Below are 20933 nucleotides of genomic sequence, written 5' to 3' on the forward strand. Positions count from 1 at the left end.
TCTAGAGCAAATAAGCTCTATTCATAAGCTATAAAAAAGAAATAAGTGATATTCACAATGAAAAGGTTGGATTGTCATTTACACATAAATATTGACACTCCCATTTGAAGTCGAAGAAGAAGATGGAACATTAAACTTATTATATAAAAGTAATGAAACATCTGATTACTCAAATCTTTCATTACAAAATGAGGTCTTCTATAAAATTAACTTAGAAGAAGATTATGATGTAGTAAAACCTTATAATAATGGGGATGAGACACATTTCGGTAAAATATCAGGAAATACCTAAAGTTTTTATTGTAGTAATGGTACCAATTAGTGAGCAAAATCTGTTACAGAATCGTTCAAGATAATTAAGAAACGGATGAATTTATGAAAAAGCGATTTCTTCTAAGGAAAGTTTCACTATAGAAGTTCCCAGTAGTAAGATGACTTTAAGATTGTAGATGCTTTAAGCTAATGGCTGTTTCAAATATATGGATATAAGAGACCATTAATTCAAATGTGAATTAATGGTCTTTGTTGTACTTTATTTGGTATTTGAATAAGCGATCTGAACGGGTTATTGAAAAATCTAGAACTGCTTTTTCTGTTTTTAAAGGATTAGTATGATTTTACTTGTTGAATCATTAGCTGATATTGAAATAAAAATTCAGAAGCTTCTAGCAACTTTTTCGCCTCAAAACTATCATTTCCCCAAACCGTAATTCCGTGATTTCGAATGAGTACCGCACCACTATCGCTATGTATATGTTTTTCGAATTCTATAGCTAGCTGCGGAATATATGCGAAGTTGTGAATGATTGGTATGCGAAGAACGGCATCTTCCTCCCATAATCCAAAAGCCTTAATAAGTTCCTGCCCTTTAAAGACAATCATTTCTTGATCACCATACAATTCTGAAACTACGTTATTTGCTACAGTATGCACATGCAAACAACATCTCGCCGATGTTTTGTTAAAAATAGCACAGTGAAGTAATGTTTCTGCAGAGGGTTTTAGTGATGTTTCTTCCACTGGATTACCTAAATGATCTACAAGTAAAAAGTCCTCGCTTGTTCGCTTATTTTTATCCCTACCACTTGCGGTAACTAAAAATTGAAGTGGGGAATCTTGCACTTTAATTGCAAGGTTTCCGCTAGTACCCATAAACCAATCACGAGCTGCCAATTCATCTTTGACATCCGCTAAGTCATTCCATTCAGCCAAATAAGTACTCATATATAATCCTCTTTTCATTAAAAGTCATAATCGGTTTTGAATATTATAGTGTATATCTCTATATTGTTTTTCTAAAGTTGATTGTTTCACTTATCAATATATTTGTCAATAATTCATTATTTCAATAAAATCATTGACACTTCTTTTAGAATAGTGCTAAGATACAGTACAAATAGAATAGCAAATTAAATTGCAGCACTCTTATCAAGAGCAGGCAGAGGGAGATTGGCCCAATGACGCCCAGCAACCGACCGTAATACCGTTGTGAAACGGGGCGCATACTTTGCGCCTGGATGATTCATCCTTTAAGGCACGGTGCTAATTCCATCAGAACATACTTATTTAGTATGATTTCTGAAAGATGAGAGGCAGGGAATTTTTAATTCTTTAGCCTCTCTATGTTTTAGAGAAGGCTATTTATTTTGCATTAAAGGGGGATGAAGAGAGTGGTAAAAGTAGTGGGAAAAAAATATGAAGAGCTAAATGTAGAGAAGGCAATTCAATTGGCGATAGACTATCAATTGTTCTCGGAGCATTCAGAATTGTCGTGTACAGAAATAGGAGACGGCAACTTAAATTATGTATTTAGAATTACGGATATAAATACAGATGAAAGTATTATTATTAAACAGGCATTGCCTTATGCAAAAGTAGTTGGAGAAAGTTGGCCGCTCACACTAAAGCGAGCTAAAATTGAAGCCGAAGCACTTAAAGAACACGGAAAATATGTACCGAAGATTGTTCCAAAAGTATTGGGTACCGATACGAGTCTTGCAATTACAATACTAGAAGATCTTTCCCATTTAACTGTTGCGCGTGAAGGTCTTATAAATGGAGAAAATTATCCGAAATTAGCAGCAGATATTGGTGAATATCTAGCAAAAACTTTATTTTACACATCAGATTTCGCCTTACATCCATTTGATAAGAAAAAGCTAGTTGTACAGTTTTCAAATCCTGAATTATGTAAAATCACGGAAGATCTTGTTTTTACAGATCCGTTCTTTGATAGTGAAACGAATAATATTGAGCCAGAATTGCAATCAATTGTTGAGGCGTTATGGGCCAATAAAAAAACGAAATTAGAAGTAGCGAAACTGAAGCGTACCTTTTTAACGAAAGCCGATGCACTATTGCATGGCGACTTACATACAGGAAGCATTTTTGTGAGTCAAAAAGAAACAAAGGTCTTTGATCCAGAATTTGCATTTTATGGACCCATCGGTTTTGATATAGGTCAATTTATTGCGAACTTAATAATGCAAGTACTTACTAGAGAGCGTGAACAAAGGGAACTGCTCACCCTACAAATAGAGCAAACTTGGTTGGCTTTTACTACAACCTTTTCGGAACTTTGGAAAAAGGATTCAGTTGATAACTATTCATATATTGAAGACTACGAAGTCGAAGTGCTAAGAGAAGTACTCAGTGACACACTTGGTTTTGCCGGTTGCGAAATTATCCGAAGAGTTATTGGATTAGCACAAGTAAAAGATTTAGAAAGCATTCAAGATAGTGAAAAACGAATTAAAATAAAAAAACAAGCTTTGGAAATTGGTGAGCTACTAATTTTGAACCGGCTTAAGTTCGGATCGATTCATAGCGTAACGAACCTAGTACGAGGTGCAGTAGAATGAGCATTCCAACGTCAATCCTATGGGAGAAAAATAAGCTTATTATTTTGGATCAGCGTAAATTACCCATTGAAATTGAGTATTTGACTTTGGAAACCATTGAAGATGTTTATGATGCAATTGTTAAACTGAAAGTACGTGGTGCACCAGCAATTAGTATAGCTGGAGCCTATGGACTGGCGAATGCAGCACAAAAATATAATGCAAACACTATAAATGACTTTCTTCAAGAACTCCAAAAGGATTACGTTTATTTGATTGGTTCGCGCCCTACAGCAGTCAATTTAAAGTGGGCCTTAAACCGACTGATGTCTTCTGTTCAAAATATTGAAAGTGTAACCAAAGCGAAATCTGTACTAATTCAGGAAGCAATCAACATTCATGAAGAGGACGAGGAATTCTGTAAAAGTATTGGAGAATACGCTTTAACGTTGTTGAATGATAAAACTAAAGTAATGACGATTTGTAACGCAGGATCCATTGCGACAGCAAAATATGGTACCGCACTTGCTCTATTTCATTTAGGAAGCGAACGAGGGAAGCATTTTGAGGTGTACGCTTGTGAAACTCGACCTGTCTTTCAAGGTGCAAGATTAACTGTTTGGGAACTTCAACAATCCGGTGTAGATGTAACGTTAATTACCGACAGTATGGCCGCTCATACGATTCATTCCAAAGGAATTGAAGCAATTATTGTCGGTGCTGACCGAATAGCTGCGAATGGAGATACCGCAAATAAAATCGGAACGATGAATTTGGCGATTTTAGCGAAAGCCTTTGATATACCATTTTACGTAGCTGCTCCTTCCTCTACATTCGATTTAACAATAAATAGTGGCGAAGAAATAATTATTGAAGAGAGAAATGCTGATGAAATTACTATTATTGGGGAACAGCGAATTACTCCACCCAATACGAAAGTATTTAATCCAGCTTTCGATGTAACACCTGCTAAATATATTACGGCTATCATTACCGAAAAAGGAATTATCGATCAAAATTATGTAGATACCATTCAACGCCTTTTTGGCAACTAAAGTATAGAGGAGAAAAAAACATGAAAAAACAATCAGCATTGTTATTATTTGCAACACTATTAATAGGAGTATTACTGACAGCATGTCAACCTAAAGGCGAAGGCAGCGCTGAGGCAACACCGGTGAAAAATGCTGAGGAATCTGAAAACCCATTAGCAAATAAGAAAGTCGCACTAATTATGCAGCAAAATCTTGGAACTTTTTCTGCCCAATATATTGAGGGAGTAAAAGAACAAGTTGCCGCTTTTGGTGGAACTGTTACGGTATTTGCTTCTGAAGGCGACTTGGCTAAAATGGCTTCTAACCTAGATGCTGCAATCAATCAAGGTGTAGATGCAATTCTAATTGATCACGGAACAAAGGAAGCGTTAAATCAAGGTGTTGAAAAAGCGATTGAAAAAGGAATTTCTGTTGTAGCATTTGATGCTGGAGTTGAGGTTGAAGGTGTTGTTGTTTTAGAGCAAGGTGACCAGCAAATGGCTGAAATGACTTTAGAAAAATTAAAAGAAGATGCGAATGGTGAAGGAAACATTGTGAAAATCTGGGTAGCCGGTTTTGCTCCAATGGAAAGAAGGCAAGTCGCATATGCTGATTTCTTGAAAGAAAACCCTGGCATTAAAGAGATTGCCGCATTTGGTGCAGCAACGGCTAATACAGCACTAGATACTCAAGCACAAATGGAAGTAATTCTAAAGCAGTATCCAAATGAGGGTGATATCACTGCAGTTTGGGCGGCTTGGGATGAATTCGCGAAAGGTGCAGTTCGTGCAATAGAGCAATCTGGCCGTACGGATATAAAAGTATACAGCATTGATATGAGTGACGAAGATTTGCAAATGATTCAAAATGAGAACAGTCCATGGGCTGCATCTGCTGCGGTAGATCCTACAGATATCGGTCGGATTCAAGTGCGTTACGCATACCAAAAAATAAATGGTGAAAAACCAGAAGAACATATTGTGTTAGAACCAATTTTCGTGGATGCTGCAAAACTACCAGAAAACAAAGTAACAACTAACGAACTTCATGAATTTATTGATGGTTGGGGAGCGAGCGATCAAGGGTATTCAAAAGCACTAAAAGAATTAGAAGAAAGCTTGAAGTAAGAAATGAAGCTGTCCTTATAAAAAGGGGCAGCTTATTTATCAAATAGGGAGGTTTTTCTGTGGAAACTTTACTCTCAATGAGTGGCATTCAAAAACAATTTGGTAAAGTGACCGCCCTGACTAAGGGAGAATTTGTACTTGAAAGAGGAGAAGTACATGCATTACTAGGAGCAAACGGTGCAGGTAAAAGTACTTTAATGAAAATTCTTTCAGGTGTTTATCAACAAGATGATGGAGAAATCATACTTAATGGAAAAACTGTGAATTTACGTTCACCTAAACAAGCAAAGGAACTAGGCATTTACTGTGTGTATCAGGAAGTGGACACTGCAATTGTTCCTGAACTGTCCGTAGCGGAAAACATTATGTTGGATACATTTTCAAAACCAGGAAACATATTTATTTCTAATAAAAAACTCTATGCAGAGGCATCTAAAGCATTGCAACAATTAAAGGCGGGGAATATCTCTGTTCAGCAACCTGCTTTTATGCTCACTCTTGCAGAAAAACAATTGATATTAATAGCACGTGCACTCGTTCATTCCGCAAAATTAATTATTTTTGATGAACCGACTGCTCCGTTATCCGTACAAGAATCTACACGTCTTTTCTCGGTTATAAATGATCTGAAGAACAACAATGTTGGCTGCATTTACATCTCACATAGATTACCCGAAGTATTTGAAATAAGTGATCGAATAACAGTGATGAGAGAAGGAGCAACTACTCAAACGTTTAAAACGACTGAAACTACGGAAAATCAAGTTATTGAATCAATGCTCGGTGAAACGTTTAGGAATGAGTTAACAAAAATACATAAATCTACGTCTGAAATATTGTTAGAAGTAAATGGTCTCTCAGATAATAACAAATTGCATGATATTAGTTTTACAGTTTCGAAAGGTGAAATCGTTGGTGTAGTTGGTTTAGTAGGCGCAGGAAAAACAGAACTCGCAAAAACTCTTTTTGGATACAATCAATTCAATAAAGGAAGTATTTATTTAGATGGTAAACGGGTCCAAGCCAAACACCCTTCAGATGCCATTAAAGCTGGAATGGCACTAATTCCTGAGGAACGTAGAAAAGAAGGCCTTTTTGTTCATGAATCTTTACAAACAAATGCAACATTCCCCAACTTGCGTAAATTTTCACATCGTTTTTTTATGAATAAACGTGCGGAGAAAGAGTTTGCAAAGAGTATTGTTAAAAGCCTTCAAATTAAGACGGGTAGTGTGGATACACCGCTTGTACATTTAAGTGGTGGAAATCAGCAAAAAGTTGCAATTGGGAAATGGATGTCTTTGGATTCTAAAATTTATTTGTTTGATGAACCGACAAAGGGTGTCGATATCGGTGCCAAAGTGGATATTTTTAAACTTATTCGTGAGATTTCTGAAAAAGGAAATGGATGCCTTTATTTTTCATGTGAGGTACATGAAATAATAGGGATTTCTGATCGGATTCTCGTTATGTATGATGGGCGGATTGTAAAGGAATTTTCACATGAAGATGCAACAGAAGAGAAAATATTGCTCTACGCAAGCGGCGGAACGGAGGAACAAAATGAAAGACAAAAGTATAAACATTCTATTTAAATATGGAACAATTGTTTTAATGATTGCTATTATTATTTATTTTAGTTTTATTAGTGATGCTTTTCTAACGTATAATAATTTTTCGGATATTTTACGATCGATTTCTATAGTGACGCTTCTTGCTTTGGGTGTTACTTTTACTTTGGTCGTCAATGGATTTGATTTATCCGTAGGGTCGACGATGTCCTTATCGACAGTCATTACGGCTTCTTTAATGGTTTGGTATGACTTGCCATTGTGGCTTGTGCTTATACTACCTATTTTAGTAGGCGTTCTTGTTGGTATGTTTAACACGCTTTTAATAGTTGTGATTGGTATCCCAGATTTACTGGCTACACTTAGTACGATGTATATCGTTGCCGGCTTACACCGGACATATACAGAGGGCTATTCGATTTACAATAACATGCCTCTTGTTTCGGGAGGGACTGCACCTGGCGAGTTATCGCAAGCATTTCTATGGATTGGACAAGGGAAAATGCTCGGTTTACCTGTTCCAGTTTGGATAATGCTCGTGATGGTTTTCCTAACCTATTTAGTATTGAATCATACACGTTGGGGCCGCGTGCTCTACATGACAGGTGGGAATGCAGAAGCAGCTACATTGTCAGGTGTTAACGTTAAAAAAGTTAAGTTTTCCGCCTATGTTATTTCCGGTGTTTTTGCATCAATGGCGGGAATCTTATTCACAGCACGTGTTGGTTCAGGACAAATCGATGCGGGCGCACCACTGTTAATGGAAGCAGTGGCAGCTGTCTTTGTTGGTTACTCCGTTTTAGGTGCTGGTAAACCGAATGCCATCGGTACATTTTTTGGTGCAGCCGTTATCGGTATATTACTGAATGGCTTAACGATTCTTAATCTACCTTATTATGCATTTGATATTATTAAGGGAGCTGTGCTTGTATCTGCCCTAGCAGTAACGTATGTTCATGCGAAAAACCGGTTTTCAGCAGGATAATAATTAGTTTCCAACGTTCATAATTTCTTCTTAACTTATTAGGCAAGGTCGTTTGGCATAATCATAATGGGTGAGACATAACATGTGTTGGACGTACAAATAAGAAAGAGGTGTGGTATTGCCATACACAGATAATTACGAGCGGGATACCTATGGAATAATTGACTTTTGGGTGCGTAATAATTTTGAGCATGGTGAGTTCTTTGATCGTGAAATTAGTCATCATGAGCTAGAATTGGCTCGTACGAATCACGAAATGGTTCAGCGAATGGGGAAAATTTTTAACCGTGCAGAAAAGAAAACTGTAGATATTGGGCTCTTATTGGATGAAGCGAAAAGTTCCACTCGAGAGTTTCGTGAATTGCTTCTTCATACAATGGATAAATCTTTAAAATGTGAAGTGATTATATCAACGCCGGTTTCACTTTTGGATCACATGATTCGTGAAGCTGAAGAGGCTGAAAAAGTTTTCAAATTAGTAGAAACAGGTACTTATATTTCACCATCAGATGCAACGATTCATGAAAGCAACTTTTGGTTAAGACAAATGTTGGATCATTTAATTTTTATAAGTCATTATGTGGATGCTTCAAATTATCAGCTTCATGATGAAGTGAGAGCGATGACGAAGAAATTCGAGAATTACTTTCTACAAGCAAATTCTCTAAAAACAATAATACGTCGCCCACGTGGAGAGGTTTCTCCGGTATTAAATACATTTAACCAAATGATTATTAAAGAGGCTAAAGCTTTAGAAGCTTTTAAACTCGAGTTAAGTGTGTTGATAAAGAATTGTGCGGCGGTGACAACTGCTCCGCCAAACTTATTGGAGCATATCGCTAGGGAAGCCCATCACTTATGGAAAAACCTTGAAGACCAAGTTGTTAATTAATTAGATAAAGAAAAGATGTCTCCATAAAAATGGAAACATCTTTTTTATTTATTCAATTTTAAGATGTCTTTAGTTAATGATTTGACGTATGTTTCGTCAACGTAATTGTATTCCTTTACAACAGCACCGTTTTTATTAACTAAAAAGAAGTTTGTAGAATGAATCACTTGAGTGGATGTTTTTGGTTTTTGAATGACCGTTTGGAATTGTTCACGTGCAAATACTTCGATTTCATTTTGTGAATAACCGGAGACCATATTCCAATTCGATTCATCTTCAGTGAATTGTTGCACATATTCTTTAAGTACATCGGGTGAATCGATTGTTGGATCTACTGTAAACGAAACGAATTCGATGTCAATGCCGTCCTTATTAAATTGTTCTTGTAAGTTCGCCATTTCTATAGTCATTGGAGGACAAACCGACTCACATTTTGTGAAAATGAAATCAGCAATCCACACTTTATCCATTAAATCTGCTGATCCGAAAGCTTGTCCATCTTGATTGGTAAATGTGAAAGGTTCAATCTTTTTCAAGGTTTGTTCTTGACGACTACAAGCCGAAAGCAATAAGAAGCAAACGAAAGCTAGTAAAAATCCTTTATGGCTTCTCATTTTGCACCTCTTTTTCTATTTCAGTTACTAACATAGGTAAACGAATCGATACTTTCGTTCCGTTACTCAAATCGCTATTCATTAGAAAAGTACCACCGTGTAATCGAACAATTTCTTTTACAATTGAAATTCCTAATCCGTAACCGCCAGTTGTTCGATTGCGGGCTTTATCTGTTCTGAAAAAACGTTCACCAATTCGTTCAAGATCTTCAGTGTTGATTGGTAAACCGTGATTTATTACTTCAAATTGAATCATATTCTCTGTAGATTCTAGTTTAACCCATATCGTCTCGTTATGTGCAGTATACTTTATCGCATTGTCTAAGATGTTGTAAAACACCTGTTGAATCCTTTGTGGGTCTCCGATTACAATAGATTCCTCTTCAATATTTAAAGTGAGTTTCAGACTTTTTTCAGCGATTAATATCGTGAAAAGATCTAATGTATCATATAGAAGTTGGGCAATAGCAATTGGTTGTTTGTCCATCATATAAAAGTCTTCTTGCAAGTGATTTAGTTGAACAAGATCATTAATAAGTTTGTTCAGTCGAACCGTTTCTTTTTCAATAGTTGTTAAATAACTTTCCGCTTCTTCAGGTGAAGTATAGATCTTTTGTTTCAAAACTTGTGTATACCCACCAATATACGTTAAAGGTGTTCTTAGTTCATGAACTATATTGGATGTGAACTCTTTTTTCCGAACCTCTTGTTCTTCTAAAGACAAGCTCATTTTATTGAAAGCTTTAGTTAATTGCCCAATCTCATCGTTTCGATTTGTTGTGAGCCTACTGGAATAATTACCTTCTGAAACTTCATAAGAATGTTGTTGAAGGTCTTTAAGTGGTCTAAAGAGGGATTTAGAAAGTTTGTTTGTAATGAAAAATAGTATAAAGAAAAAGATAACTCCAACAATTAGTAAAATAGGAATGCTGTCTTTAAAAACATCCTGAATAGCAGCAAGAGGAACATAGATATAAATGAATCCAATGAGCCCGTTATCGCCCTTTATAGGAAAAATCGCGCCTAAAATCTTCAGGTCAAGCTCTTCAACAAATCCCTCTTTGATGATATACTTTCCGTTTTCTAAATCCTGTCGAGCTTCTGCATCGACTAGCGTTTCATAATTCACTTTATAAGGAAAGTAAGATGAAAGATCCTCCAATTTATCAACAACAATGATTTCGAATTCCGAGACAATATTATACCACTGTATTTTTTCAATGATTTCATCGCTTAACTCACCATAGTGGTAATGAGATGCGGTTCGTTGACCTTGATAGATAATGGACTCTTTCATATTGGATAAATACAATACCGAATATAAATAATGGATAAAAAAGAATGAAAAAAGGATTGTAAACCCAATTGTGGATACTAAAAGAAGAATTACTTTTTTACTTAAAGTTAAATTTAATTTCTTCATCTTATACCTCGAATCTGTAGCCAACACCCCAAATGGTTTCAATGAGTTTACCATATTGACCTAATTTAAGCCTTAATGTCTTAATATGTGTATCTACCGTACGTTCACTACTATTAGGGTTCTCGGTCCAAATAAGATCCAATAATTGTTCTCTAGTAAAAACCCGACCGCTATTCTTCGCCAGCAGTTCGAGTAAACCAAATTCCTTTAGCGTTAATGTTAAAGTTACACCATCCGCTGTAGCACGATGCGATTGTTGGTCGATTATAAGTGGACCTATTTCAATCAAATCTAATTGTTGTGTATGTTGGTTTGCCCTTCTTAAAACGGATTCAACTCGAGCCAATAATTCGGCTGGAAGAAATGGTTTTACAATGTAATCGTCCCCACCGAGCTTAAGACCTTTTACTTTATCCCATTCCTCTCCTTTTGCTGAAAGAAAGATGATCGGAATATTATATTTACCTTTCACCTCTTTAGCAAAAGTAAATCCATCCATAAAAGGCATCATTACATCAACAATTAATAGGTCTGGTGTTGTTTTAGTAAGTATATTCAAGGCATTCAAACCATCATTTGCTTCGATGGTAGTATAACCGTCGGCTTCCAAAAATGTTTTAACTAAGTCGCGCATTTGACTTTCATCATCTATAATCATTATTGTATAGGAATTCATGGAATGACCTCATTTCTTCTTGTATGTCCTATTATCGCTTATATTTAAGAAATTGCTGTGAAATATGATTTAGTAGAGAAGACTTCATAAAAGTTTCGCAATCATTACATATAATTATACTAATACTAGAGTAAACATTAAAACAATTGAGATATGGAGGAATTGAAATGAAAAAGTTTGTTGGACTATCTTTATTTTTATGTACACTAATTATCCTAACGGCTTGTAATAAGAATGAGGTAATAGAAGATACCGGAGTACCCGTTCCAATTGCTGTAGATTTATCAGTTACTGAAGAGGTTGCTGTGAATGAAGCAGTTATTATGGAAGCAATCGTTACACAAGGCGATGAAAAAGTAGAGGATGCGTACGAAGTGACGTATGAAGTGTGGGAAGAAGGAAAGAAGTCAGAAAGTGAAATGATTGAATCTACGAATGAGAAAAACGGATTGTACAGTGCAGAAACATCGTTTGATCATGATGGTGTTTTCAATGTTCAAGTCCACGTCACTGCACGTGATATGCATATGATGCCTAAAGCAGTTGTCACTGTTGGTGAAGGTGCTGTAGAGAATGCTGAAGCTGAGGAAGAACATACTGATCAGGGCACTACAGATGGTTTTTCAATGCATTTTGTGCAACCTGAAAACGTTAAATTAAACGACGTAATTGAACTGATGGTGCATTTGCAGATGGATGGTCATCCATTTGAAAAGGCAAGAGTTCGTTATGAAATATGGACAGACAACACTCCAGATAATCACACATGGGTTGACACGGAAGAGTTAGTGCCTGGGGAATATACAGCTAAGTATGCCTTTGAGAGTACTGAATCCTTCCATGTTCAAATTCACGTTGAAGATAAGGATGGTTTACATGAGCATGAAGAATATGAAATAGTAGTTGGAGAATAGCACTATAATCAGTACAATAATGACCCGATCAGCATCGCATTTAGCGGTGCTTTTTTTCATTTATTAAACTTAATAAAACCAAATAATTATAAAGAAGTTTCATTATTAAGAATTTCTTTGGTGAGCTTTGATATAATTAGTGTAAGAGATTGAGATGTACACACATACATAGAAATGAATATCTCTGTTAATGATTTTGATGGATTCTGAAGTTATGTATTTAAATTATTGGAGCAGGTTAGTGGCAGAGAGCATCACAAAAAAATAAAAGAAATCCATGCTTCTATTCTGTTCATTCAGAAGAGGCTGGAGAGTTTGGAGAGAAAATCGAATGATACGATTTGAAAATGATTATACAGAAGGAACTCATAAGCAAATTCTAAAACGATTAATAGAAACCAATGAAGAGCAAACACCTGGATATGGAACGGACGAACACTGCAAGAATGCGAGAGCTTACATTCGAAGTGAGTGTGACGCCGAGAATGCTGATGTACACTTTTTAGTAGGAGGAACACAAACAAATACAACGATTATTGCTTCCATTTTACGTCCGTATCAAGGTGTGATTTCTGCAATTACCGGTCATATCGAAGGACATGAAACTGGAGCAATTGAGGCCACGGGTCATAAAGTACTTACTTTACCAAGTGATGATGGAAAAATTCAAGCAGCACAGGTGAAAGAACTAAACGACGCTCATTGGAATGATGATGCCCATGAACATACGGTACAGCCGGGTTTGGTTTACATTTCTAACCCTACAGAAAATGGAACGACTTATAGCAAAGCCGAATTGGAAGAACTAAGTAACGTTTGTCGGGAATGTAATTTGCCATTGATGATGGATGGCGCTAGGTTAGGGTATGGTTTGGCTTCAATAGGTAACGATTTATCTTTGGCAGATATTGCGAAGCTATGTGATGTGTTTTATATAGGGGGAACGAAAATTGGTGCACTGTTTGGGGAAGCAGTAGTTATCGTAAACGATGACCTGAAAAAGGATTTTCGATATATGATCAAACAAAAGGGAGGATTACTGGCTAAAGGAAGACTTTTGGGGATTCAGTTTGAAACCTTATTTGAAGATGGCTTATACTATGAAATTTCTAAACATGCTGTTGAAATGTCAATTATGATTCGCGATGCATTTGTTGAAAAAGGATTTTCTTTACGATACGATTCTATGTCAAATCAGCAATTCCCCATTTTGCCGGACGATGTGATTATGGAATTAAACAAGAAGTACACAAATTCTTTTTGGGAAAAGGTTGATGATACGCACAGTGTTGTCAGGTTTTGTACAAGTTGGGCAACAAAAAAAGAACATGTTGAAATGCTGGTAGAGGATATTACTGCATTGGATATCTGAAGAAAGATATATCTAGTTTACTAATCTAAATAATTAAGAAGAAATGTAGGATGGTGTTATAAAATCACCTTTTGAAATCGAGCCAAATCATTAAAAATAGGGGGGATAATAAAAGTGAGTTTTATTATTCGTACAATGATAAAAGAAGACATTAAGCAGGTCCAAGATGTGGCCAAGAAGAGTTGGAATGCAACTTATGAAGGGATAATACCATATAGTGTGCAGGAAAAGTTTTTGAAAGCTGCGTACAGCGATGAAATGATGGCAAAACGATTAGTAGGTTCGTTCATTTTTGTAGCAGAAATGGAAAACAAAATTGTAGGATTTGCTAGTTTCACGCCAGTAAACGATGAAAGACAATCTGAGTTAAGTGCAATCTATCTTTATCCAAACAGTCAAGGAAAGGGGATAGGCACTGCTTTACTACAAAAAGGGATTGGGGAATTAGAAAATATTAAAGAAATTCATATTGATGTTGAAAAAGAAAACATTATAGGAAAAACCTTTTATGAAGCAAAAGGATTTAAGACGATTAAAGAATACGATGATAATTTTGACGGTCATATTCTGAAAACAGTTCGAATGTGTTTGACAGTGTAATAGTGCAACCACATCGCTTTATCGGTTCAGATAATGAGCCTGTCAGTTCAATTGACAAAGTTAGGAGACATCAGGATTATGTCTAAAAAAAATGGTATTGCTTTAGTTTTATCCGTTTTGGCTATATGGATTTCTCTTAGTGAATTCTTGAGAAGAGACATTATGATTTCTAAGTTATTTGCACTCATTTTTCTTATCATCTCGCTATATCTCTTTTGGGTATCTGTAAGAGATCTATTCAGAAAAAGGATTGCAAAATCTAAATAGTTTTGGTGATTTCGAGAAAAATTTATGCAATAGAATCCTTCAGATTGCTGCAAATACAGAATAAGGGTTGTGCATTATTCTATAGGAAGAAAAGGGGCGATACAATGCGAGGAGTTTCCTTTGAAATTCCAAATAAATACGGTAAACAGTTATTCGATATCTTAAAAGATGTTGACGTATCAAGATGGGATTGGCAGATTGGCGGTGGTGAAGCATATATCATTGAAGATGGTGCGCTTGGTAAAGACCTATTTGGCACTATAACTAGTCTAACTGGTAAGGAGCTTCTTAAACTAATTTCGGAAAATGAATATTACTTAATATTTGCTGATTTAAAAACATATATGAAAGTAGAATCCGAATTGGAAATTGAGACTTACGAAGACTTTTTAGATAGTGATTGTCAGTTTGTCCTCCTGACCGTGGATTCATCGTATGTTACAATCTACTCGAAAAGCAAATCCACTATTCAAAGTCTTTACGATCAAGCAGTAGCAGCTAAGTACAAGAAAGTTGAATATATTACAGATGATAATGACGAACGTACAACATTAATAGCTTTTTAAATACAAGGATACCTTTAGTGTAAATTAAACACCTTATTAGGTTAAATGTGCAGATTACTTAATAAGTGATAGTGGACATATCAATCAATCGGGCCAAATTGTTGCATTGGAGATAGTGCAATTGTAAGAAGGGAGATGTGTCATGAATACGTTAGAAACGAAAAGATTATTATTAAGACCTTTTACTTCCGATGATTCTGGGAGAATTGAAGAATTGGCTGGGGATTATGATGTAGCTAAATCAACTTTAAACATCCCACACCCTTATCCTAAGGGTTCTGCAATACAATTTATTGAAAGTATGCTTACTGCAGAAAAAAATAACAAAATCATAATGTTTGCTATAACGGAACAGGAATCACAACTTCTTATCGGTCTAATAAACTTGAATTTGGCGGGTCCATATAAGCGAGGTGAATTAGCGTATTGGATTGGAAAACAATATTGGGGAAGAGGCTATGGCACTGAAGCCACTAAAGCGGTATTGGAATATGGTTTTAATCATATTAAACTAAATAGAATTTTTGCAGCATCATTTACTTCTAATCCAGGTTCGTGGAGAATAATGGAGAAAGTCGGACTAAAATACGAAGGTACGTTAAAACAACACGTAGCTCGGTTTGGACAATTTTACGACTTAACATACTACGGATTATTAAAAGAGGAATTTGCAAAAGAAAACAGATAGTTTTCGAAAAGTTACTATATTTTGTTCCTCAATCTGGGTGCGTTAACGGAATAAGACTTGTGCTTTAAACGGGCCAGATTGTAAAAAAACATCTAGGATTTACTGCATATATAAATTGATTTCATCCTGATCCATTAATTCTTCGCCTATTGCTTGAATATATAAATGGTCATTTAGGAATGGCTTATCTATGTTCCAACTTATAGAAAACTTATTATCGGTTTGATTTTTCCGAGTGTCATATCCAATAAGTGTTCTTTCAGTCCAGGTTTGTGTTCCTGTTGGTATCAACCAAAATAATATGGTTTCTGTATTTTTCGATTCAACATAAAATGTTATTTCCTTCGTTCCTCTTGGAATCTGTACCCAGATACCTTCTTTTGGATAGTCTGTATTTATACTTTTTATTTCGGGTTTGGTGGTGTATTAGAACTTTCTTGATTTATAAATGGCTGAAATATCGTAAATACCGTAAAGGTAGTCATAGCTAGAAATAATTTCAATTTCATTAATTTCACCTCAAAAGTAGTATTCACTATATTTAGGAATTATATGTATAACTAAATAATCGGGGGCGATTGCTTTATAAGCGATTGCGTCTATATAGCAATCCGGGCCTTTAGATGGATAAAATGTTTAGGGAAAGGAAGGCCATCATGCTAACGAAAATATTATTAAAAAAAGTATTCTCTATTATTTTTATAAGTTCTCTCCTGGTCGGTTGTTCTGTTAATCAATTGAACTTGGAGAAAGTAAAAGGCGATAATCTAACGTTTAGTGAGTACTTTCATGCATATGATGGGCTGGGCGAAAGGAAAAACATTAAATTCTACAAACCACTTTCGATGAATGAAGTGCAGTCAACCTCCTTGCCTGATGAAATTAAAAAAGATATACATCCAGTCAATCTTGATAGGTTGCCTTTTAAGGTCAATGAGGAGAAAGTTTATTTTGTCACTTCTAATAGCAAAGAAGGAAAAGGAATAAGCCAAGTCCAAGTAAGTTATCTTGGTAATAACCAGTATGGCAACACAGATGAGTTTTTTATCATTTCAGTAACGGAAAGCAATCGAAATCCACTGGAAGGTCATGACATTTCGGACCAAGTAGATTCTGTGGGGAACAAATTAAAGAAGGAAAGCCTGACTGGAGACTTGTCAATCTACCAGCAAGTCATCACAACAAATGGGGCGTTGCTGTATAGGTATTACAATTATGATGAAGTCGATAAAAAGATAGCAGTCGTTGGTACTTCTGCAAACGAGTTTTACGCTTATTACAACGGAAGCATTTACCACATCGGCTATCTAATTGACAGGGAAAAGAATGATGAAGAAATGCAAGAGAAGATGCTGCAGCTTGCTCGGGAATATATTTTGGGAAGTTCATCTTGATTTCTTTCAACATTCGGGTGCAGTTGTCGCATAAGGTTTGTGCTTAAATCGGGCCAAATTGTGAAGTAATCAGGGGTGATATATTGATAAAGGGAAAGTTGATTATTCTATTTGTTGCTATTATTGTTCTTGTCTTAGGTTGTACATTAAAAACACAAAAAATAACTATTCAAAAACGTATTGGTGACGAAAATGTCTTTGAGGATTATAGAGAGGTTACCCAAGGTAAACAGGTAAAAAAGGTGAAGGAAATATTGGATAATGCTGATTGGGAAAATAACAAGGTGGAAATGACAGAGTTTCATGACTTTGAATTTCAATTTCCATTTAAAAACGATAAAAATGCAAAAATCGCTTCTTATTCATTCTGGATAATTCCAAATGGCGGGAATCTTGAAATTGTAACCGATAATGATAGATATGCGAAATTAACAAAACAAGATTCTACATATCTATATAAAGTTTTAGTAGGAGACATTTTTGAAAAGTAGTATTTAGTTTTATGAACTTCTTCATTAACGGGGGTTATGTATGAAAAGGATAGTTACTTTCACATTATTTATCGTATTGTGTTTTGCATTAGCTGGCTGTAATCAAGAAGAAAGAATCAAAGCACCAAAAGAAATACTAGCAGAGACTCTACAAACTGAACATATTGAAATGAAACCGTTTACAGTTGAAGAACGCGAAGGTGAAGGGTATAAAAGTACAAAGGAAGTTGTTAAACCTGATGAAATAGAGACTGTTGCAGAGATAATTGAAAACGCTGAATGGGAAGAGAATATTGAGGTGGAAATGGCATTTCCTCCTGAATATCGTTTTAGCTTGGGTTTGATTAACTATGCTATATGGGTGACTCCAAATGGAGATAGATTAGAGATAATTGCTAAGGATCAGGCAAAATATATAAAACTGCCAATAAAGGACTCAGAAATTTTATATAAAATAATTACTGGAAAAAAACTTTAAGGTGGAAAATAGTTATTGAACGAACGGGTGCTATTAAGGAACAAGGTGTGTGTCCTTCTTGCCTACGAGGATTGCAATACTCGTAATTTTTTTTACACTAAACAATAGCAAAACACCGAGTAAAATAATTGCTAGAATCTAATTAAACGGCCATGTTAAATTCTTTTCGAAAAGAAATTAACATGGCGTTTTTTTGTCATCAGTAAACTAGTCAAGTTACGATAAAAGAACGGGTCAATGCCATCTTTAGAATCGTCTAATCTTTTGAAGGGGGGGAGAGCGGTGTTAATTAACGATAGTAATGAACTAGAAATTACTAAAGATGTCCTCTTGGATCAGTTAATGCTGAAATATGGATCAGAGTTAAAACGGATTGCTTATCTGTATGTAAACGATCAAGTTGAATGTGAAGATATTATTCAGGAAGTCTTTATAACATGTTATGAAAATTTATCCAGGTTTCGGCATGAAGCTAGTTATAAGACTTGGCTTATTCGAATCACAATCAATAAATGTAAAGATCATCGTAAGCGATTGAGCATTAAGAATCTAATTTATAAACCAGAAATCTATCCATCGAATACAAGTCAATCGTCCGAAAATGTGTATTTTAAGCAACAGCATTCCAGTGAAGTTATAGAACAAATTGCTAGTCTTTCAGGAAAATACAAAGAAGTTCTAATTCTTTATTACTATCAGGAAATGAATATGAGGGAAATAAGTGACGTCCTAAATATTAGTATAAATACGGTTAAATCAAGACTGTTACGCGGAAAAGTAACTCTTCAAAGTAAACTTGAAAGGGGTAGTAAACTTGAATAACTTTGATAAGAAGATATCAGATAAAGTGAAAAGTTATTTGGATGAAAATGTTGAATTTACGGGTGAAGAAAGCGAAAGGATTCATCTAAGAATTCAACAGGGTTATCATAAATCAAGAAAGTTTAATCCGTTTTATTGGACAGTTTTGGCTTCTGGTGCGACTATATTTCTCATATTAAGCTTGTCTTTTCTAAAAGGTCCAATTGTGGGTATAGACAACGAGCTTGCTATAGAAGGTTCTGGTAATGAAAATTTCACTTTACACGAGGGTGAAAAATTAGCGGTAGACATGTCTGACATTGAACAAATGAATATTGGTTCTGAAATGCCCAGACTTTTATATGCCGATAACAAAATAGCGGTTATGCAGGGTACATTTGGAGTAGTCGTATATAATATGCAAGATTCAATAGTTACGAATCGAATATCATATGAGCAAATTAAGTTATATGGCATTACAATGATGTTGGCATCTGTATCGCATGATGGTACAACAATCTTTATTGGAAATGATGATATGTTTAATGAATATATATATACTCATCAATATAGTATTAGTACGAAAGTAATTAAAAAAACAACACAACAGCCATCAAGCTTGTATAGTCCTATAAATATCGAGACACCTGGTTACAACGAGCAATACGATAAATATTTCGATTTACAATATCTTACGGGTGACAAAATTGTAGAATTGGGTAATTCGTTTATCTATCTACGCTCCCTAGACTGGAATATGAAAGATCTGCAAATCGCTATTTGTCAGTATGAAGATGGTGAAATTAAGATTTTTGATGTATTCAAATGAGAATTATAACATAGCCCCTGTTCACTAAACGGGTGCGTTAAATGAATAAGGATCGTATTACGATCGGGCCAATTTATTGATAGAAAGTGAGGCTTACAATGAAAGGTAGAGGTTCAGCAGTTCTTATTGAAAATAAAACAGTCGCATTAATAAAAAGAATTAAAAATGGCGTGACTTATTACGTCTTTCCAGGTGGAGGTATTGAATTGGGCGAAACTCCCGAGGAGGCAACAAAAAGAGAAGCATTAGAAGAATTGGGAGTTGAAATTGAAGTGAAAGATTGTATTGCTGAAATTGATTTTGATGGAAAACAATTTTTCTTTTTGGGAGATATTGTTGGTGGAGTCTTTGGTACGGGACAAGGTGAAGAATTTTCGAATGAAAATAAAGGGGTTTATATTCCTGAGTGGGTGAATATAGATGACCTTCACTCCATTAATGTTAAACCAAAGGAAGTTGCCGAAAAAGTACAATCTTTATACAAGTAACGGGGGGCAGTTGTTGAAGATGTATTTTGCCCGAATAGGGCCAAATTACGGGATAAAGTCATATTTTAAAGGAGGATTATTAATGAATCTTAATGAGAAAGCGAATGAATTTTTTATTAAATTCAAAGAGTGGTCTAATAAACAAGACCATATTAACGGTGTTGGAATATTGGGTTCGTTTGCACGAGGTGATTTCCATTCCAAATCAGACGTAGATTTAACCATTATTTCAACAAACAAAGACCTAACAGTAATTACACTCCAAAATGAATTTGAAAACGGCACCATTAAGAGCGTTACACAGGAAGAGTGGGGTATTGTTACATTCTTAAGAATTATTTATGATAATGAATTAGAGGTAGAATATGGAGTTGTGACAGACAAGTGGGTAATAGAACCACTTGACGAAAGAACAAAAAGTGTTGTTACAAAAGGCTTTAAAGTCTTAGTTGAAAAGGATGAAACATTTTCAAGTGTAGTAAATTTTTTAAATTAATCGAGTTTAATATTTATAGAATATCTAACGATCATCTTCAGGTTTAATGCTTTTTTATAATTAGAGGGGTGGTAAATGTGAGTGACCGATTTGAACTTAGCCTTAATAACAAGGTAGTTAGAATGTGGTTGATTATTATGATACCGGCTCTGATTGCACAACTTCTAATTTTGAAATTCACCAAGATTCCAGTTTTTAATTTTATACCGTGGGGAATTTTTATACTTTGGTATTACTTTTATAAGAAGAAATTAAAGAAAAAGCAGTCTGTTACTTAGTGGTTGAGAGTGTAAAATATCTTGTGTAAATGAATAAATACAAAAAGGAAGACCTTTTCTTGGTAGAATTAAGTCACCACAACCAATCCTAGAAAAGAGGCCTTCCCTA

General features: G+C 35.3%; 22 protein-coding genes and 1 riboswitch. Of the genes, 18 read left to right on the forward strand and 4 right to left on the reverse strand.

Annotated elements, in window-relative coordinates; genetic code table 11:
* Positions 1 to 606: 606 nt before the first annotated feature.
* A complete protein-coding gene (locus ACFSFY_RS05275; protein WP_381536136.1) occupies positions 607 to 1224 on the reverse strand; it encodes a methylthioribulose 1-phosphate dehydratase in 618 nt (205 codons plus the stop codon).
* Between the two features lie 198 nt (positions 1225 to 1422).
* Positions 1423 to 1592: riboswitch (SAM riboswitch) on the forward strand.
* Between the two features lie 69 nt (positions 1593 to 1661).
* Between ACFSFY_RS05275 and mtnK the strand changes: the two genes are divergently transcribed.
* The 6 genes from mtnK to ACFSFY_RS05305 all read left to right on the forward strand — a co-directional run bounded on the left by mtnK (position 1662) and on the right by ACFSFY_RS05305 (position 8449).
* The gene (mtnK, locus tag ACFSFY_RS05280) at positions 1662 to 2861 is read left to right on the forward strand and encodes an S-methyl-5-thioribose kinase (RefSeq protein ID WP_381536137.1); all 1200 of its coding nucleotides are present in this window, start codon (positions 1662 to 1664) and stop codon (positions 2859 to 2861) included.
* Complete coding sequence (gene mtnA, locus ACFSFY_RS05285) at positions 2858 to 3895, forward strand: S-methyl-5-thioribose-1-phosphate isomerase (protein ID WP_381536138.1); 1038 nt, start codon at positions 2858 to 2860, stop codon at positions 3893 to 3895. Before mtnK ends, mtnA begins: the two co-directional genes overlap by 4 nt.
* Positions 3896 to 3915: 20 nt before the next feature.
* A complete protein-coding gene (locus ACFSFY_RS05290; RefSeq protein ID WP_381536139.1) occupies positions 3916 to 5001 on the forward strand; it encodes a sugar ABC transporter substrate-binding protein in 1086 nt (361 codons plus the stop codon).
* A gap of 77 nt (positions 5002 to 5078) precedes the next feature.
* Positions 5079 to 6596: a sugar ABC transporter ATP-binding protein gene (locus ACFSFY_RS05295; protein ID WP_381536157.1), complete on the forward strand. Its 1518-nt coding sequence runs from the start codon at positions 5079 to 5081 to the stop codon at positions 6594 to 6596.
* On the forward strand, positions 6565 to 7557 hold the full coding sequence (locus tag ACFSFY_RS05300; RefSeq protein ID WP_381536140.1) for an ABC transporter permease: 993 nt from the start codon (positions 6565 to 6567) through the stop codon (positions 7555 to 7557). Before ACFSFY_RS05295 ends, ACFSFY_RS05300 begins: the two co-directional genes overlap by 32 nt.
* A 112-nt stretch (positions 7558 to 7669) precedes the next feature.
* A complete protein-coding gene (locus tag ACFSFY_RS05305; RefSeq protein ID WP_381536141.1) occupies positions 7670 to 8449 on the forward strand; it encodes a DUF2935 domain-containing protein in 780 nt (259 codons plus the stop codon).
* A gap of 44 nt (positions 8450 to 8493) precedes the next feature.
* On the opposite strand, the gene ACFSFY_RS05310 is transcribed toward ACFSFY_RS05305, so the two are convergent.
* Genes ACFSFY_RS05310 through ACFSFY_RS05320 form a run of 3 tightly spaced genes read right to left on the reverse strand, consistent with a single transcriptional unit; the run spans position 8494 to position 11162 of the window.
* Positions 8494 to 9063 carry an SCO family protein gene (locus tag ACFSFY_RS05310; RefSeq protein ID WP_381536142.1) on the reverse strand — a complete coding sequence of 190 codons (570 nt, stop codon included), beginning with the start codon at positions 9061 to 9063 and terminating at the stop codon, positions 8494 to 8496.
* A complete protein-coding gene (locus ACFSFY_RS05315; protein WP_381536143.1) occupies positions 9050 to 10486 on the reverse strand; it encodes a sensor histidine kinase in 1437 nt (478 codons plus the stop codon). The genes ACFSFY_RS05310 and ACFSFY_RS05315 overlap by 14 nt, the downstream gene beginning before the upstream one ends.
* Before the next feature lies 1 nt (position 10487).
* Entirely contained in the window at positions 10488 to 11162 is a 675-nt protein-coding gene (locus tag ACFSFY_RS05320) for a response regulator transcription factor (protein WP_381536144.1), read from the reverse strand.
* A 167-nt stretch (positions 11163 to 11329) separates the two neighbouring features.
* Between ACFSFY_RS05320 and ACFSFY_RS05325 the strand changes: the two genes are divergently transcribed.
* The 12 genes from ACFSFY_RS05325 (at position 11330) to ACFSFY_RS05380 (ending at position 20546) form a co-directional block, all read left to right on the forward strand.
* Positions 11330 to 12076: a FixH family protein gene (locus ACFSFY_RS05325; protein WP_381536145.1), complete on the forward strand. Its 747-nt coding sequence runs from the start codon at positions 11330 to 11332 to the stop codon at positions 12074 to 12076.
* 331 nt (positions 12077 to 12407) lie between these two features.
* On the forward strand, positions 12408 to 13448 hold the full coding sequence (locus ACFSFY_RS05330) for a threonine aldolase family protein (protein ID WP_381536146.1): 1041 nt from the start codon (positions 12408 to 12410) through the stop codon (positions 13446 to 13448).
* A gap of 114 nt (positions 13449 to 13562) precedes the next feature.
* Positions 13563 to 14048: a GNAT family N-acetyltransferase gene (locus ACFSFY_RS05335; RefSeq protein ID WP_381536147.1), complete on the forward strand. Its 486-nt coding sequence runs from the start codon at positions 13563 to 13565 to the stop codon at positions 14046 to 14048.
* 371 nt (positions 14049 to 14419) lie between these two features.
* On the forward strand, positions 14420 to 14881 hold the full coding sequence (locus tag ACFSFY_RS05340; protein WP_381536148.1) for a DUF2691 family protein: 462 nt from the start codon (positions 14420 to 14422) through the stop codon (positions 14879 to 14881).
* A 142-nt stretch (positions 14882 to 15023) separates the two neighbouring features.
* On the forward strand, positions 15024 to 15569 hold the full coding sequence (locus tag ACFSFY_RS05345; RefSeq protein ID WP_381536149.1) for a GNAT family N-acetyltransferase: 546 nt from the start codon (positions 15024 to 15026) through the stop codon (positions 15567 to 15569).
* 656 nt (positions 15570 to 16225) lie between these two features.
* A complete protein-coding gene (locus ACFSFY_RS05350) occupies positions 16226 to 16963 on the forward strand; it encodes a hypothetical protein (protein WP_381536150.1) in 738 nt (245 codons plus the stop codon).
* A gap of 83 nt (positions 16964 to 17046) precedes the next feature.
* Positions 17047 to 17454, forward strand: a complete 408-nt coding sequence (locus tag ACFSFY_RS05355) for a hypothetical protein (protein WP_381536151.1) — start codon at positions 17047 to 17049, stop codon at positions 17452 to 17454.
* 40 nt (positions 17455 to 17494) lie between these two features.
* Positions 17495 to 17932 carry a hypothetical protein gene (locus ACFSFY_RS05360; protein WP_381536152.1) on the forward strand — a complete coding sequence of 146 codons (438 nt, stop codon included), beginning with the start codon at positions 17495 to 17497 and terminating at the stop codon, positions 17930 to 17932.
* 282 nt (positions 17933 to 18214) lie between these two features.
* The gene (locus ACFSFY_RS05365; RefSeq protein WP_381536153.1) at positions 18215 to 18754 is read left to right on the forward strand and encodes an RNA polymerase sigma factor; all 540 of its coding nucleotides are present in this window, start codon (positions 18215 to 18217) and stop codon (positions 18752 to 18754) included.
* Positions 18747 to 19562, forward strand: a complete 816-nt coding sequence (locus tag ACFSFY_RS05370) for a hypothetical protein (protein ID WP_381536154.1) — start codon at positions 18747 to 18749, stop codon at positions 19560 to 19562. The genes ACFSFY_RS05365 and ACFSFY_RS05370 overlap by 8 nt, the downstream gene beginning before the upstream one ends.
* Positions 19563 to 19660: 98 nt before the next feature.
* Positions 19661 to 20050 carry an NUDIX hydrolase gene (locus tag ACFSFY_RS05375; protein ID WP_381536155.1) on the forward strand — a complete coding sequence of 130 codons (390 nt, stop codon included), beginning with the start codon at positions 19661 to 19663 and terminating at the stop codon, positions 20048 to 20050.
* A gap of 82 nt (positions 20051 to 20132) precedes the next feature.
* Positions 20133 to 20546, forward strand: a complete 414-nt coding sequence (locus ACFSFY_RS05380; protein ID WP_381536156.1) for a nucleotidyltransferase domain-containing protein — start codon at positions 20133 to 20135, stop codon at positions 20544 to 20546.
* The last annotated feature ends 387 nt before the right edge of the window (positions 20547 to 20933 follow it).

The organism is Sporosarcina siberiensis (genome assembly GCF_042681925.1).
Lineage (GTDB): Bacteria > Bacillota > Bacilli > Bacillales_A > Planococcaceae > Sporosarcina > Sporosarcina siberiensis.

Excerpts from the sequence above, each read along its gene's own strand:
- ACFSFY_RS05275 (WP_381536136.1), bottom strand. The coding sequence starts at position 1,224 with ATGAGTACTTATTTGGCTGAATGGAATGACTTAGCGGATGTCAAAGAT.
- mtnK (WP_381536137.1), top strand. The coding sequence starts at position 1,662 with ATGAAGAGAGTGGTAAAAGTAGTGGGAAAAAAATATGAAGAGCTAAAT.
- mtnA (WP_381536138.1), top strand. The coding sequence starts at position 2,858 with ATGAGCATTCCAACGTCAATCCTATGGGAGAAAAATAAGCTTATTATT.
- ACFSFY_RS05290 (WP_381536139.1), top strand. The coding sequence starts at position 3,916 with ATGAAAAAACAATCAGCATTGTTATTATTTGCAACACTATTAATAGGA.
- ACFSFY_RS05295 (WP_381536157.1), top strand. The coding sequence starts at position 5,079 with ATGAGTGGCATTCAAAAACAATTTGGTAAAGTGACCGCCCTGACTAAG.
- ACFSFY_RS05300 (WP_381536140.1), top strand. The coding sequence starts at position 6,565 with ATGAAAGACAAAAGTATAAACATTCTATTTAAATATGGAACAATTGTT.
- ACFSFY_RS05310 (WP_381536142.1), bottom strand. The coding sequence starts at position 9,063 with ATGAGAAGCCATAAAGGATTTTTACTAGCTTTCGTTTGCTTCTTATTG.
- ACFSFY_RS05315 (WP_381536143.1), bottom strand. The coding sequence starts at position 10,486 with ATGAAGAAATTAAATTTAACTTTAAGTAAAAAAGTAATTCTTCTTTTA.
- ACFSFY_RS05320 (WP_381536144.1), bottom strand. The coding sequence starts at position 11,162 with ATGAATTCCTATACAATAATGATTATAGATGATGAAAGTCAAATGCGC.
- ACFSFY_RS05325 (WP_381536145.1), top strand. The coding sequence starts at position 11,330 with ATGAAAAAGTTTGTTGGACTATCTTTATTTTTATGTACACTAATTATC.
- ACFSFY_RS05330 (WP_381536146.1), top strand. The coding sequence starts at position 12,408 with ATGATACGATTTGAAAATGATTATACAGAAGGAACTCATAAGCAAATT.
- ACFSFY_RS05340 (WP_381536148.1), top strand. The coding sequence starts at position 14,420 with ATGCGAGGAGTTTCCTTTGAAATTCCAAATAAATACGGTAAACAGTTA.
- ACFSFY_RS05345 (WP_381536149.1), top strand. The coding sequence starts at position 15,024 with ATGAATACGTTAGAAACGAAAAGATTATTATTAAGACCTTTTACTTCC.
- ACFSFY_RS05350 (WP_381536150.1), top strand. The coding sequence starts at position 16,226 with ATGCTAACGAAAATATTATTAAAAAAAGTATTCTCTATTATTTTTATA.
- ACFSFY_RS05360 (WP_381536152.1), top strand. The coding sequence starts at position 17,495 with ATGAAAAGGATAGTTACTTTCACATTATTTATCGTATTGTGTTTTGCA.
- ACFSFY_RS05375 (WP_381536155.1), top strand. The coding sequence starts at position 19,661 with ATGAAAGGTAGAGGTTCAGCAGTTCTTATTGAAAATAAAACAGTCGCA.
- ACFSFY_RS05380 (WP_381536156.1), top strand. The coding sequence starts at position 20,133 with ATGAATCTTAATGAGAAAGCGAATGAATTTTTTATTAAATTCAAAGAG.